This is a genomic window from Azospirillum sp. (assembly GCF_035628975.1).
In the GTDB taxonomy this organism is placed as follows: Bacteria; Pseudomonadota; Alphaproteobacteria; order Azospirillales; family Azospirillaceae; genus Azospirillum.
The window spans coordinates 1-13,000 of the sequence record NZ_DASPIS010000056.1 but is presented as its reverse complement, the minus strand read 5'-3'; the positions used below and the strand labels follow the sequence as shown (position 1 = coordinate 13,000).

The 13,000-nt window shown below is 67.7% G+C and carries 14 protein-coding genes and 1 pseudogene; 8 read left to right on the top strand and 7 right to left on the bottom strand.

Annotated features, from left to right (window positions below):
• From VD964_RS12740 to VD964_RS12725, 4 genes are all read right to left on the bottom strand, one after another.
• Positions 1-1,050 (bottom strand): COX15/CtaA family protein (locus VD964_RS12740; protein ID WP_324868954.1); only part of this gene is annotated, 1,050 nt, incomplete at its 3' end.
• Positions 1,051-1,151: 101 nt separating this feature from the next.
• Positions 1,152-1,646, bottom strand: a complete 495-nt coding sequence (locus VD964_RS12735) for a lysozyme (protein ID WP_324868953.1) — start codon at positions 1,644-1,646, stop codon at positions 1,152-1,154.
• 136 nt (positions 1,647-1,782) lie between these two features.
• Positions 1,783-2,079, bottom strand: a complete 297-nt coding sequence (locus tag VD964_RS12730; RefSeq protein ID WP_324868952.1) for a hypothetical protein — start codon at positions 2,077-2,079, stop codon at positions 1,783-1,785.
• A gap of 156 nt (positions 2,080-2,235) precedes the next feature.
• A complete protein-coding gene (locus tag VD964_RS12725; protein WP_324868951.1) occupies positions 2,236-2,499 on the bottom strand; it encodes a Usg family protein in 264 nt (87 codons plus the stop codon).
• A 358-nt stretch (positions 2,500-2,857) separates the two neighbouring features.
• Here VD964_RS12725 and groES point away from each other — a divergent pair, with 358 nt between their 5' ends.
• From groES to VD964_RS12695, 6 genes are all read left to right on the top strand, one after another.
• Complete coding sequence (groES, locus tag VD964_RS12720; protein WP_014248860.1) at positions 2,858-3,148, top strand: co-chaperone GroES; 291 nt, start codon at positions 2,858-2,860, stop codon at positions 3,146-3,148.
• A 48-nt stretch (positions 3,149-3,196) separates the two neighbouring features.
• Entirely contained in the window at positions 3,197-4,840 is a 1,644-nt protein-coding gene (gene groL, locus VD964_RS12715; RefSeq protein ID WP_014248859.1) for a chaperonin GroEL, read from the top strand.
• 277 nt (positions 4,841-5,117) lie between these two features.
• Positions 5,118-5,459 (top strand): hypothetical protein, encoded by a 342-nt coding sequence (locus VD964_RS12710; RefSeq protein WP_324868950.1) that lies wholly within the window; start codon positions 5,118-5,120, stop codon positions 5,457-5,459.
• A gap of 14 nt (positions 5,460-5,473) precedes the next feature.
• Entirely contained in the window at positions 5,474-6,391 is a 918-nt protein-coding gene (locus tag VD964_RS12705) for a DMT family transporter (protein WP_324868949.1), read from the top strand.
• Between the two features lie 397 nt (positions 6,392-6,788).
• On the top strand, positions 6,789-7,493 hold the full coding sequence (locus VD964_RS12700; RefSeq protein ID WP_324868948.1) for a response regulator transcription factor: 705 nt from the start codon (positions 6,789-6,791) through the stop codon (positions 7,491-7,493).
• A gap of 155 nt (positions 7,494-7,648) precedes the next feature.
• The gene (locus VD964_RS12695) at positions 7,649-8,812 is read left to right on the top strand and encodes a hypothetical protein (RefSeq protein WP_324868947.1); all 1,164 of its coding nucleotides are present in this window, start codon (positions 7,649-7,651) and stop codon (positions 8,810-8,812) included.
• 7 nt (positions 8,813-8,819) lie between these two features.
• Here the strand turns inward: VD964_RS12695 and VD964_RS12690 are convergent, their stop codons facing one another.
• Positions 8,820-9,197: a hypothetical protein gene (locus VD964_RS12690; RefSeq protein ID WP_324868946.1), complete on the bottom strand. Its 378-nt coding sequence runs from the start codon at positions 9,195-9,197 to the stop codon at positions 8,820-8,822.
• Positions 9,198-9,436: 239 nt separating this feature from the next.
• On the opposite strand from VD964_RS12690, the gene VD964_RS12685 reads away from it, so the two are divergent.
• Complete coding sequence (locus VD964_RS12685; protein WP_324868955.1) at positions 9,437-10,447, top strand: zinc-binding alcohol dehydrogenase family protein; 1,011 nt, start codon at positions 9,437-9,439, stop codon at positions 10,445-10,447.
• Positions 10,448-10,475: 28 nt separating this feature from the next.
• Here the strand turns inward: VD964_RS12685 and VD964_RS12680 are convergent, their stop codons facing one another.
• A complete protein-coding gene (locus VD964_RS12680; protein ID WP_324868945.1) occupies positions 10,476-11,369 on the bottom strand; it encodes a LysR substrate-binding domain-containing protein in 894 nt (297 codons plus the stop codon).
• Between the two features lie 182 nt (positions 11,370-11,551).
• On the opposite strand from VD964_RS12680, the gene VD964_RS12675 reads away from it, so the two are divergent.
• Positions 11,552-12,073 carry a substrate-binding domain-containing protein gene (locus VD964_RS12675; RefSeq protein WP_324868944.1) on the top strand — a complete coding sequence of 174 codons (522 nt, stop codon included), beginning with the start codon at positions 11,552-11,554 and terminating at the stop codon, positions 12,071-12,073.
• 22 nt (positions 12,074-12,095) lie between these two features.
• On the opposite strand, the pseudogene VD964_RS12670 reads toward VD964_RS12675, so the two are convergent.
• Positions 12,096-13,000 (bottom strand): annotated as a pseudogene (locus tag VD964_RS12670) (ATP-binding protein); the annotation flags it as partial.

Here is a 13,000-nt window from a genome sequence, read left to right as displayed (position 1 = left end):
CTCGAACTGCAGCCACACCAGCATCGACACCACCAGGATCGCGCCTGCCTGATGGGCGGCGGCGACGGGGATCCACACCACGGTCAGCAGGGTGGCGATGCCCAGCGCGATCTGCAGCAGGATCATGGCGGCCGACGCCACCGCGGCACGGCCGGCGCGGCCGGGCAGGCGGGTGCGCAGGACGCGAACGGCCAGGACCAGGACCACGACGCCGGTCAGGATCGCCAGCGTGCGGTGGATCAGCTGCAATGCCGCGGTGTTCTCGAACGGGTTGAGCCACCAGGGGGTCAGCGTGTTCACCTCCGGCGGAATCCAGTGGCCGGCCATCAGCGGGAAGGTGTTGTAGGCGAGGCCGGCATCCGACCCGGCGACGAAGGCGCCCCAGACGATGGTGACGGCGACCAGCCCCAGCGTCCAGCCGGTGTGGCGGCGTAGGCCGGCGGCTTCCGGACGCCATCCCGCCAGAGGCAACGGGTCGAGCAGCCCCAGCGCGGTGCGCAGCAGCAGGGCGTAGATCAGGATCGCGGTGCCGAGATGCAGGGCCAGCCGGTAATGGCTGACGTTCGGTGCATCGACCAGCCCGCTCTTCACCATGAACCAGCCGATGCCGCCCTGAAGCCCGCCCAGCAGGAACAGACCCACCAGCTTCGGCCACAGTTCGGGCGAGATGCGGCCCTGCATCCAGAAGCGCAGGAAGGGGATGAGGAAGACGAACCCGATCAGCTGGCCCCACAGCCGGTGGAACCACTCCCACCAGAAGATCGACTGGAACCCCGCCAGATCCATGTGGCTGTTGTAGATGCGGAATTCGGGAGTCTGCTTGTAGAGGTCGAAGACCCGGTTCCACTCCGCCTCCGACAAGGGCGGCAGGATGCCGATCAGCGGTTTCCATTCCACCATCGACAGGCCCGATTCGGTCAGCCGGGTGATGGCGCCGATCACGGCCATGGCCAGCACCATGGCGGCGCAGACCAGAAGCCAGACGGCAATCGGCCGATCGGCGTTCGGGCGGGCGGAGGAGGCGAGGCTGTCGGAGGCAAGGGCGGTCACGGCGGTATTCCGGAGCACGGCGGTGGGATGTTCGCCAATGTGGTGCGAACATCCCGCTCCGTCAAACGCCTCTTGTCCCGTATGGATCGGACGGTGCCCGCTCAGGCGGTGCCGTCGGCCGTGGCGATGCCGCCCTGGGCCTGGGCGGTCTGGCTCTGGAACAGCGCCGCCTCCGCCGCACGGCGGGCGACGAGGCCCGGCAGCTGGGTCGGCTTGCCGTTCACCGTGGCGTAGACCCAACGGCCGAACTGGCCTGCGGCCCCGGCATAGTCGCCGGCGTTCAGCAGCTTCAGCAGGGTCGAGCTTTGCAGGCTGCCGGCCCCCAAATTGAAGACGAAGGAGGACAGGGCGCCCCGCTGGTCGTCGTTGAGGGAAACCTTCACCAACGCGTCGACGCGGCCGGCGGCGTCCGTCAGGTCGGAGGCGAGGAAGCTGTCGGCCTGATCGGCGGTGATGGTCTGGCCCATCTTCACGCCGGCCGTGTGGCCGTAGCCGATGGTGGGGACGCCCGCCGGGCAGAGATAGGCTTTGAGATACAGACCTTCGAAATGCTTCACGAGGTCGACCGCGGCTTGGCAGACCGGCTGGGTGGTCATGATTGAAAACTCCCGCTTCGCGCGCCGGGCGGACGGCATCCGCCCTCAACGGAGGCGATCCTAGGCTAAATACCCGTGATACGGGAAGAGCAGATTTGAAATTGCCGCAATCAGTTACGGGGGCGAGGCGTTAGGCTCAGGGCGCCAGGGTGTGGGCAGCGCCGAACAGCACGAACAGGGCGAACAGGAGCGCGAACAGTCCGGCGATGGTCGTGCATTCCAGCAGCGCCTCCACCAGCCTGCCCTCGCGATCCTGCCGGGGCGGAGGCTTGCAAGTCGGCTGTCCGATGGCCGGACGGGCGTCGGTGCGGTCCGCCGCTCCGTTCGCCACCTTGCCCGCCACGTCGTCGGCCACCTTGTCCGACATGCTGCCGATGGCAGCACGATCGCCCCAGCCTTCGTTCCAGGACTTTGTCCTGCGCTCCGCCATCATTGCGCCCTCCGCACTCTGTCGCCGCCGGTATTTGCTAAAATTTTAGCGATCCGGGTAGGCGGGCGCTGTGACGGCTGTCACAGGTGCGCGGAAGGCGTGATGCCGGGGGCCGCCGTCGACGCCTGGAAGGACGTCGACATGGCGCCCGGACGGGCATCAATGGATATGGAAATCCACGGCGGCGTGACGCAGATCGCCGGGGGTGATCAGGGGCTGGGTCGCCAGCCGCACCGAATGCAGCTTGCCGTCGAGGTTGCTTTGCCAGAAATCGAGGAAGCGCCGCAGGACGGGATACTCCGGCGCCTGATCCAGATCCTGCCACAGATAGCACTGCAGAAGGCCGGGATGGTCCGGCATGTGATAGAGGATCTCGGCCGTGGTCAGGCGGAAATCACGGAGTTGGAGGACGAGATTGGCCATGCGCGGTCTCCGATGCGGTCGGCTGATCGGTCGGGGATGTGCGGTGTCCGGTTTCTCTCATGCGATCCCGGCGGCGGTGCGCCGGTACCGGGACGGTCGGGTCTTCATGTGACCCTTTGAAGAAATCTTGCCCGGCGCCGCTTCCTCTCGCAAGGCATAAAATCGTTTTTGTCCAATATGTTAGCAGCATGAAGCGACGAGTGCTGCCGGCATTTGCGCCAAATTCCGAAACGAGCCTCTTGAATCCCCAAACTGCTTCGATTAGCTGTCTGGCACTCGCCGGGTGGGAGTGCTAACAGCCGCCGCCCGCGCCAATTCACGTCAGTCAGAACCAAGCCTTGATCCAAGGAGGCATTCCATGAAGTTCCGCCCGCTGCACGACCGCGTCGTCGTCAAGCGTCTGGAGTCCGACACCAAGACCAAGGGTGGGATCATCATCCCCGACACGGCCAAGGAAAAGCCGCAGGAAGGCGAGATCATCGCCGTCGGCCCCGGCGCCCGTGACGAGGCCGGCAAGGTCGTGGCGCTGGACGTCAAGGCCGGCGACCGTATCCTGTTCGGCAAGTGGTCGGGCACGGAAGTGAAGATCGAAGGCGTCGATTACCTGATCATGAAGGAATCGGACATCATGGGCGTCATCGAGGCCTAAGTCCTCCGCCCGTATCCTTCGAAATTTACAAGTTAAAGGAATCGAGACATGGCTGCCAAAGACGTCAAGTTCGGCCCCACCGCGCGCGAAAAGCTGCTGCGTGGCGTTGACATCCTCGCCGACGCCGTGAAGGTCACGCTGGGCCCGAAGGGCCGCAACGTCGTGATCGAGAAGTCCTTCGGCGCTCCGCGCATCACCAAGGACGGTGTGTCGGTCGCCAAGGAAATCGAACTGTCGGACAAGTTCGAGAACATGGGCGCCCAGATGGTCCGCGAGGTCGCCTCGAAGACCAACGATCTGGCCGGTGACGGCACCACCACCGCCACCGTTCTGGCCCAGGCCATCGTCCGCGAAGGCGTGACGAAGGTCGCCGCCGGCCTGAACCCGATGGACCTGAAGCGCGGCATCGACATCGCCGTCGCCGCCGTCGTCGCCGACATCCAGGCCCGCGCCAAGAAGGTCACGACCAACGACGAGATCGCCCAGGTCGGCACCATCTCCGCCAACGGCGAAGCCGAGATCGGCAAGATGATCGCCCAGGCGATGGAGCGCGTTGGCAACGAGGGCGTCATCACGGTGGAAGAGGCCAAGAGCCTGGACACCGAGCTGGACGTCGTCGAGGGCATGCAGTTCGACCGCGGCTACCTGTCGCCGTACTTCATCACCAACGCCGACAAGATGATCGCGGACCTCGAAAACCCGTTCATCCTGCTGCACGAGAAGAAGCTGTCGGGCCTCCAGCCGCTGCTGCCGGTCCTCGAGGCCGTCGTCCAGTCGTCGCGTCCGCTGCTGATCATCGCCGAGGACATCGAGGGCGAGGCTCTGGCCACCCTGGTCGTCAACAAGCTGCGCGGCGGCCTGAAGATCGCCGCCGTCAAGGCCCCGGGCTTCGGCGACCGCCGCAAGGCGATGCTTGAGGACATGGCCATCCTGACCGGCGGCCAGGTCATCTCGGAAGATCTCGGCATCAAGCTTGAGAACGTCACCCTCGACATGCTGGGCACCGCCAAGAAGGTCGTGATCTCCAAGGAGACCACCACGATCGTCGACGGCGCCGGCGAGAAGGCCGACATCGAAGCCCGTTGCGGCCAGATCCGCGCCCAGGCCGAGGAGACCACCTCGGACTACGACCGCGAGAAGCTGCAGGAGCGTCTGGCCAAGCTGGCCGGCGGCGTCGCGGTCATCCGCGTCGGCGGTGCCACCGAGGTCGAGGTGAAGGAGCGCAAGGATCGCGTTGACGACGCGATGCATGCCACCCGCGCCGCGGTGGAAGAGGGTGTGGTCGCCGGTGGCGGTTCCGCTCTGCTGTACGCCGGCAAGGCGCTGGACAAGCTGGTCCCGGTCAATGACGAGCAGCGCGTCGGCATCGACATCATCCGCCGCGCCCTGCAGGCCCCGGTCCGTCAGATCGCCTACAACGCGGGCACCGACGGTTCGATCGTGGTCGGCAAGCTGCTGGACCAGAACGACGCCAACTTCGGCTACGACGCCCAGAAGGGTGAGTTCACCGATCTGGTCGCCGCCGGCATCATCGACCCGGTGAAGGTCGTCCGCACCGCCCTGCAGGATGCGGCCTCGATCGCCGGCCTGCTGATCACCACCGAGGCGATGATCGCCGAGAAGCCGGAGAAGAAGGCTGCTCCGGGCGGCATGCCGGGTGGCATGGGCGGCATGGACGACATGGGCTTCTAATCAGCCCGCAGTCCGTCTATCTGCCGACCGTTCCGCGGTTCGGGAAAGGGGCGCCTCCGCAAGGGGGCGTCCTTTTTCTTTTGGGGCTGGGGATGCGCCGGAGATGCGCCGGGGATAGGTTGGCAGGTTGCAGCCACCCTCCGCCATCCGAAAAAGTCAAGGCGAAGTCCGCCTTGCTTTGGCGCGGGCGCCTCCCAATAATCCGCCCCTCTCGCCGGGCGCCCCAATGCGGGGCGCCGGCCTCTGACTTCCGTATTTTTCAACGAGGGCCTGTTCCATGCGCTCCTTCGAGGGCCAGCATTCCGACAACGTCGCCATCAAGCGCACCCGCGAGCAGAAGCAGCGCCAGCTGGTTCAGCTCAAGGAGCAGCTGGCGACGCTGAAAGCCCACGCGGCCCCCGCCATCCGTGAAGCGCTGGTCAAGCGCATCGCCGAACTCGACGCCGAACTGCGCCAGCCTGCCAAGCCTCCCCGGGAGGGCCGCGAGGGCCGCGAGGACGCGCCGCGTCCCCCCCGCCGCGAATCGCGCCCCAGCGTCTTCCGCGCCGAAGACGGCGGCGACCGCAACGCCGCGGTGTCCGCATCCAGCGTCTTCGCCTCGCCCCGCCGCCGCAGCTGAGGACGCACAGCGCCATGCCTGCCGATCGCACCGCTCCCGTCAAAGGATCCCGTCTCGCCGATCAGGCCTGGCTGCTGATGATGCTGCCGCCCCTGTTCTGGGCAGGCAACGCGGTCCTGGGGCGTGCGGTCGCCGGGGCCGTGCCGCCCATCGGGCTGGCCTTCTGGCGCTGGTGCCTGGGCGTGCTGATCGTGCTGCCCTTCGCCTGGCCGCACCTGCGCCACGACATCACGCCGATCCTGGCGCGGTGGAAGAGCGTGCTGCTGCTGGGCACGCTGGGCATCGGCATCTACAACACCTTTCAATACATCGCGCTGAACACGACGACCGCGCTGAACTGCGTGATGCTGCAGTCGTCGATGCCCGTGATGATCGTCCTGATGAGCCTCGTCCTGTTCCGCGACCGGATCGGGGCGATACAGGGGCTGGGCATCGCCGTCTCGCTGGTCGGTGCGATGACGCTGATCTCCCATGGCGATCCGGCGACGCTGCTGGGGCTGGAACTGAACGCGGGCGATGTCTGGATGCTGGCGGCGGTGGTGATCTATGCCGCCTACACCACGCTGCTGCGCCGCCGGCCGGCGATCCATGGCCTCAGCTTCGTCGTCGTCACCTTCGCCATCGGTGCCGTGGAACTGCTGCCCTTCTACATCTGGGAAAGCCTGAGCGGGCATCCGGTGCAGGCGAGCGGCATCACGCTGCTGGCGGTCGGCTATACCGTGCTGTTCCCGTCCATCGCCGCCTATCTCTGCTTCAACCGGGCGGTGGAACTGCTCGGCCCCAACACGGCCGGCCTCGCCATCCATCTGGTGCCCGTCTTCGGCAGCCTGCTGGCCATCCTGTTCCTGGGCGAGCAGCCGCATCTCTATCACGGGATCGGCATTGCCCTGATCGCCGCTGGCATCGTCCTGGCGACTCGCCGCCGCGTCTGACGGATTTCCAGATTATTTCCAGCGGCGGGTAACTTTCCTCATCTCGCATCGAAACGATGTTGTTTGAGAGTTATTCTCGCTCGCAGGGCAGCATCTGGCCCGCAGTATTCTTCAATAAGCTCTTCGGGTTGTCTGAATTTTAGAGAATTTATTCTTGGAATTCGCCGACTGGTTTTGCGGTGTGTCGGGGGATAGCGTTCCAATCGGGCGTGTCGAGCGGATGTTCGCGTGTATACTATCCCCGATATCCTTTTAGACACATCCGCTATCCTTCGCGCCAGCGGCGGTCAATAAGGGATGACCGCTAAAATGCAGGTCATGGCGGCGGTTCGCAGATCGATCGGTCGCCATGAGGAGCCGGCGCTGTCCGCCGGTCCGCTGTGGTGGAGGTCCCAAGATGCCCCTGCAAATGCCTGTGCCGGTTTCCCTGAATACCGCCTGCCTCGTTCACATCGTCGACGGCGACCTGCTGTCGCGCAGCACGCTCTCGCGGGCATTGGGTGCCGTCGGCATCGCCTGCCGCGTCCACAGCACCGGCGCCGACGCGCTGGCCGTGCTGGGCACCGCCTCCTCCTGCATCGTCGTGCGCAACGACCTGCCGGACATGACCGCCATCGAATTCATGGCCGAGGCCTCGCTGCATGGCCATGACCTGCCGGTTCTGGTCGTCACCGAACAGGGCGACGTCGACGCCGCCGTGGCCGCGATGAAGGCCGGGGCGTCCGACTGCATCGCCCGGCCCTTCGCCGTCCCGGCCTTCCTGGATCGGCTGCGCGCCTGCCTGGCGTCGGGCAACCCCCATGCCGAACAGCGCGACCGCAGCCGCGACGCCGTCCGCCGGCTCGCCCTGTTGAGCCGCCGCGAGTCGGAGGTGTTGGAACTGATCGTCGACGGCAAGCAGAGCAAGACCATCGCCTGGGAACTCGGCATCAGCATCAAGACGGTGGAGGTTCACCGCGCCCGCATCATGGAGAAGACCGGCTGCCGGTCCATCGTCGGGCTGGGCCGCCTGTGGGAAGCGGCGGAGATGCTGCGCGGCCGCGACCTGCCGCGTGCGCTGCCCATCCGCCAACCGGCGATGATGGAAGCGATCGCATCCTGACAGTCCATCCGGGTGCGGCTTTCCAGGCGGAATGACGTTGCCGGGACCGAAGCTTCGAAAATCGGTGCCGGTCCGGTCCTTCTCGTTGGGATCGGCGGGCAGAGGATTGTAAAGTTCTGGAGAAGAGCAACCAGAACGCCGACAGGAGCGGTCCGATGTTCCCCGACCATGGTCACCGTCGCATTTCCGTGGCGTCGCCCGACGATATCGCCACGGCGCGGCGGATCGCGGCGGAGCGGGCCGACGGCGTGCTGGCTGCCGAAGAGGCTGCCCGTTTGGACCGCCTTGTGGCGGCGCTGTGCGGATATGCGTTGAACCGTCCCGATGGGACGCTGCTGATCGCCCGCATGCGGTCCGGAGCCGGGGTCGAGTGCCTGGCGTACGACCGCGATCCGGCAACGGCCGAATTGGCAACGACCGAACTGCCGCCGGACCCGGTCCAGGGACTTGGCGCCGATCTGGAGGCGGCGCGCCGGCTGGCCGACCGTTTCCACATCCATGCCACGCCGGGCATCGGGTCGGCGCTGCTGGCCCGCGTGCTGCGCCCCGGTGCCGGCGATTCGCCGTCCGCCGACGCCATGGCGGAGGCCGGAGCGGTGATGATCGAGCGGCAGGGTGGCGAAACCGTCCGGCGCGGACCTTTCATCGACCATTGGTTCGTCCGCTGCTCCCCCGCCCGCGGGCCGGACGGTCCCTGCGGGATCGCGCTGATGATCGACGGCGAGACCGAGCCGGATGAGCAGGCGGCGGATCAGGCGGCCGGCGGCGGCGAGAAGGCGCCGTCCGGGCCGTTGACCAGGATGACGCCGGAGGTGATCGCGCAGGTCGAGACGGTGGTCGCCGCGACGGTGCCCGATCTGCCCGCCCCCGTGGTGGTCAACGCCATCCGGCGCGACCTGAGGATTCGGCCCGAATTAGGGCTGTCCCACGATCCGGTCCTGAAGCAGATCGGCCGGTCCGCCCTGGCGATTTTGCGATTCGACGGCAAGGCGGTCGATTACACGGCGCTCGGCACCCTGGCCGGCGCGGTGGTGCGCCCGCAGGAGATCCTGGCGCTCGGCGCCCGCTGGGCAATGGTGGGATTCAATCCGCTGGCTCCGGCGTCGGTCCATCTGCTGTGGGGACCGGGCGATCATGTGGTCCTCTACACCAGCGGATGCGCCCGGCTGCCGGCCCTGTTCATCCACCGCGACCTGCACAAGGTCGATCCCACCCTGGCGGCACTCGTCCTGCTGCGCGACGGTGTCGTGCGCGACGACGACCACACCATCCTGGTCCTGCGAAACCGCGTCGACCGCGTTTCCGCTTCGGCCGGCTGAGTGTCCGTCAGCGGCCCCAGCCATGTGGGCCGCCGGGGCGTTCCCACGCATGCGGGTCGCCGTTATGGTCGCCTCCGCCCCGGTTGCCCCAATTCCCCCGGTTGCCCCAATCCCCTCGATTGCTCCGATCCCCGCGGTTTCCCCAATCCCCGCGGTTTCCCCAATCCCTGTGATTGTCCCACCCCCGCCGGCGCCAGCCGCGGTCGTCATCCCATGTGCGATAGCGGTAGCCGGGCTGCACGACGACCGGCGGCGGCACCACCACGGTCTCGCCATAGGCCGGGTAATAGGGATCGTACCCACCCGTGGCGACGCAGCCCGACAGCGCGGCGGCGCTCGCAGCCAAGAGCAGGGCGGTCAGGATCTTGGGGCGGATGATGCTCATGGCCTTGCTTTCCGTTATGCAGAGACCGGACTCGGCGGTGAGGCTGGTCATCGGTACAAACACCTCAGCCCGCCCGGCTATTCCATACCCCCTTGGCGTCAATCCGTTCGCCCACCGATTCATGGGGTGATCGATCATGGATCGGGATGGATGAAACAAGAACTATGAATTTAACATATCCTGTGGACGCCGCCATCCTGCGCTTCGACTTCTTCTCCATCCTTGAAGGCGAGGCCATCATGAAAGCCATCGGTTACCGCAAGAGCCTGCCCGTCACCGACGCCGACGCGCTGATCGACGTCGAGATCGACCGTCCGACCCCCACCGGCCGCGACCTGCTGGTCCGGGTGGAGGCGGTTTCCGTCAATCCGGTGGACACCAAGCTGCGCCGCAACGCCGCTCCCGCCGATGGCGATCTGCGCATCCTGGGCTTCGACGCCGCCGGTATCGTCGAGGCGGTCGGACCGGATGTCACCCTGTTCCGTCCGGGCGACGCCGTGTTCTATGCCGGCTCCATCGACCGTCCCGGCACCAATGCGGAATTCCATCTGGTCGACGAGCGCATCGTCGGCGCGCGCCCGGCCAGCCTGAGCGTGGCCGAGGCCGCCGCCCTGCCGCTGACCGCCATCACCGCCTGGGAGATGCTGTTCCACCGGCTGGGTCTGCAGCGCGACAGGGGCGAGGGCAAGTCGCTGCTGATCGTCGGCGGGGCCGGCGGTGTCGGCTCCATCGCCATCCAGCTGGCACGCCGGCTGAGCAAGGTCCGCGTGCTGGCCACCGCGTCCCGTCATGAGACCGCCGATTGGGTGCGCGAGTTGGGCGCCCATGACGTGATCGACCACAGCCGGCCGATGGCGGAGCAGGTGAAGGCGCTGGGACTGGCCGGTGTCGATTATATCTTCTCCACGAACGCGACCGACCGTCACTTCCAGGATCTGGTGGAGCTGGTGGCGCCGCAGGGCCGCATCGGCCTGATCGACGACCCCGAGCCGATCGATGTCCGCCTGCTGAAGCGCAAGAGCGTCTCGCTCCATTGGGAGCTGATGTTCACCCGCCCGCTGTTCCAGACCGACGACATGATCGCCCAGCATGAGCTGCTGACCGAGGTGTCGCGTCTGGTCGATGCCGGCACCCTGCGAACCACCCTGACCGAAACGCTGGGGCGCATCGACGCCGCGACCCTGCGCAAGGCCCATGCCCTGATCGAATCGGGCAAGGCCCGCGGCAAGGTGGTTCTCGAAGGCTTCTGACCGGTCGCCGAGACTTGGCCCGCCCCTCTCAACCTGCCAGGGCAAGCGGCGGGCGGGCCGGGTACATGGTCGACAGACTGTCCAGAATGAAGCCGACCAGAGGTTCGGCGAGGCGGCGGTTGCGAGCCGTCTCGCCGAAGATCGCCATTTCGACGTTGCCGAGTTCGGGCAGGCCGTCCTCTACCCCCAGCCGGCGGACGCCCTCCGGTATGGAGGATTCGCTCAGCACCGCCACGCCCAGCCCGGCACGGACGGCGGCCTGAACCCCCATGACGCTGCCGCTGGTGTAGACCACCCGCCAGGGGCGTCCGGCCTCGCCCAGCGCCGCCAGCCCACGGTTGCGGAAGACGCAAGGTGCGGGCAGGGCGCAGAAGGGCAGGGGGCCGTCGGCAGGGATCTCCAGCCCGGGGGCCGCGACCCAGCGCATCGGTTCGGTCCAGATGCCGCGTCCCCGGTTGTCGCCCGCGTCGCGGCGGGAGATAACGAGGTCGAGGTCACCCCCATCCAGTGCCGAGACCAGTTCGCCACACAGGCCCACCCGAACGTCGATGTGCAGGCGCGGGTGCAGCTTGGCGAAACGGCGCAGGACATGGGGCAGATGGTCGGACAGGAAATACTCCGCCACGCCCAAACGCAGTTCGCCCTCCGCCGCCGGTTCGGCGAAGCGGCGCACCGTCTCGTCGTTCAGGTCCAGCAGGCGGCGGGCGTAGCCCATCAACAGTTCGCCGTCATGGGTCAGCGCCAGCGACCGGCTGGTGCGCTCGAACACCCGGCGGCCGAGCGTGTCCTCCAGCTTCTTGATCTTGACGCTGATCGCCGACTGGGTCCGGCCCAGCCGGTCTGCCGCCGCGGTGAAGCCGCCGGCCTCCGCCACGGTGATGAAGGCACGCAACGCGTCGATCTCCAGGTCGGGCAAGGACATGTGGGATGCATTCCGGATGGTGATCGTTGGCGCTCACCCTATCGGGATTGTTCATGGATGGCGAGCGGCGCATTGGGACGAGCGGCGGCTGGGCCGTTGAAGCGGGGCGAGGGCGTTCTCATTGTCAGCCCTCCGGGCCTCGCCGCCCGGATGCCTGACGATCCTGAGGAGTGAGACGTCCGATGACCCGTTTTTCCGCGCCGGCCCGCAGTTTGGTCCTCGCATGTGCCGCTGCGGCGCTGCTCGCCGGTTGCCAGATGCCGGGCCTCATGCCGCCGCCGCAACAGACCGCCGCCCTTCCGCCGCCGGCAGCGCCCAAGCCGCCGCCCGAGGCCCGCGGTATCTGGATCGTCGGCAGCCCGGCCCTGCGCGGCGCCATCGATCAGGCTGCTGTCAAATATGACGGCGGTCCCGACACCAAGCCGCGCCTGGATGCCCGCGGCACCGCCACCGGCTTCCGCGCCTTCTGCGGCGGGGTCGGGCTGGACCATCCCGACATGGTGGCCTCCGACCGTCCGATCAGCGCCGCCGAGTACCAGCGCTGCCGCACCGCCGGCATCACGCTGACCGAATACACCTTCGGGCCGAAGCGCTTCGTCTACGTCAAGGACTCGCACATGATGGCGGTCCCCGGCGTGAACGACTTCGTCGCCAGCTGGGGCCAGAGCGGCAAGCCGGTGAGCGCGCCGACCGCAGGGAGCTGATCGGCCGGGAGCCGAGGGAGGATCAACCCGCCGCGAACAGCCCGCCCTCGTCGGGGGCGTCGGCTGCGTCGTCGGCGTTGGGGTCGCCGAGCGCGGTTTCCCAGCCCAGCGCCGGCAGGGTGATGGCGCGGGTGTTGCCCAGGCCGCTGCGGCTGGTGATGAAGCCGCGCTGTTCCATGTAGGTCAGCAGGCGGCGGCCGCGTCCCTTCGACCGGCTGCCGCAGGCGCGAGCCACGTCGGCGTCGGACGGGCAGGGCGCATGGTCCAGGGCGGCGCGGGCCAGCAGCAGGAAGACCGGCTGGATGTCCTCCGCCAGGGTGGCGGCGACCTCCGTCGCGCGCTGCCAGGCGGGATCGTCGCCGCTGCCGGCCCCGGCGCGGGCGGTCGCCAGACGGCGGCGGAACGCGGGCAGGGCCAGCCGGTCGCCATCCACCCCGCGGCCCCGGCAGCGCACCAGGAAATCCTGGTACAGCACGGCCAGCGAGCGGTAGGGCGCCTCCGGATCGGCCAGAACCTCGGCCAAAACTTGGTCGTATTGGGCCTCGCGTTCGGCGGCCTGCTCAGGCGTTTCCTGCGGCTCCAGAGGCAGTAGGGCCGGCTGTTCGGCGGTGCTGTCATCGATTGACGGCGGCGGGGCGGCGGGGCGGCCGCGCGCCAGCTGGGCCATCAGGTCGGCACTGGCCGAGGTCGAGGGGCGGCGCACATAGCGCGGCGGCTCCGGCTCGGTCGTGGTGAAGATCAGGTCGCGGGCATCCTCCACCGGGGTGGTCGGCGGCGGCATCAGGATCGGGCTGCCGGTGCGGCCCTGGGTTTCCACCGCGCCGATGCGCAGCGGCAGCGGCCGGCGCGACAAGGCGGGGCCGAGCGCGATGAAGTGGCCGCGCTCCAGGTCGCGGAACATCTCCGCCTGCCGGCGCTCCATGCCCA

What these genes read in the sequence shown, in the direction of transcription:
- VD964_RS12735 (WP_324868953.1), bottom strand. Translation starts at nt 1,646, where the DNA reads ATGACCACCCAGCCGGTCTGCCAAGCCGCGGTCGACCTCGTGAAGCAT.
- VD964_RS12730 (WP_324868952.1), bottom strand. Translation starts at nt 2,079, where the DNA reads ATGATGGCGGAGCGCAGGACAAAGTCCTGGAACGAAGGCTGGGGCGAT.
- VD964_RS12725 (WP_324868951.1), bottom strand. Translation starts at nt 2,499, where the DNA reads ATGGCCAATCTCGTCCTCCAACTCCGTGATTTCCGCCTGACCACGGCC.
- groES (WP_014248860.1), top strand. Translation starts at nt 2,858, where the DNA reads ATGAAGTTCCGCCCGCTGCACGACCGCGTCGTCGTCAAGCGTCTGGAG.
- groL (WP_014248859.1), top strand. Translation starts at nt 3,197, where the DNA reads ATGGCTGCCAAAGACGTCAAGTTCGGCCCCACCGCGCGCGAAAAGCTG.
- VD964_RS12710 (WP_324868950.1), top strand. Translation starts at nt 5,118, where the DNA reads ATGCGCTCCTTCGAGGGCCAGCATTCCGACAACGTCGCCATCAAGCGC.
- VD964_RS12705 (WP_324868949.1), top strand. Translation starts at nt 5,474, where the DNA reads ATGCCTGCCGATCGCACCGCTCCCGTCAAAGGATCCCGTCTCGCCGAT.
- VD964_RS12700 (WP_324868948.1), top strand. Translation starts at nt 6,789, where the DNA reads ATGCCCCTGCAAATGCCTGTGCCGGTTTCCCTGAATACCGCCTGCCTC.
- VD964_RS12695 (WP_324868947.1), top strand. Translation starts at nt 7,649, where the DNA reads ATGTTCCCCGACCATGGTCACCGTCGCATTTCCGTGGCGTCGCCCGAC.
- VD964_RS12690 (WP_324868946.1), bottom strand. Translation starts at nt 9,197, where the DNA reads ATGAGCATCATCCGCCCCAAGATCCTGACCGCCCTGCTCTTGGCTGCG.
- VD964_RS12685 (WP_324868955.1), top strand. Translation starts at nt 9,437, where the DNA reads ATGAAAGCCATCGGTTACCGCAAGAGCCTGCCCGTCACCGACGCCGAC.
- VD964_RS12680 (WP_324868945.1), bottom strand. Translation starts at nt 11,369, where the DNA reads ATGTCCTTGCCCGACCTGGAGATCGACGCGTTGCGTGCCTTCATCACC.
- VD964_RS12675 (WP_324868944.1), top strand. Translation starts at nt 11,552, where the DNA reads ATGACCCGTTTTTCCGCGCCGGCCCGCAGTTTGGTCCTCGCATGTGCC.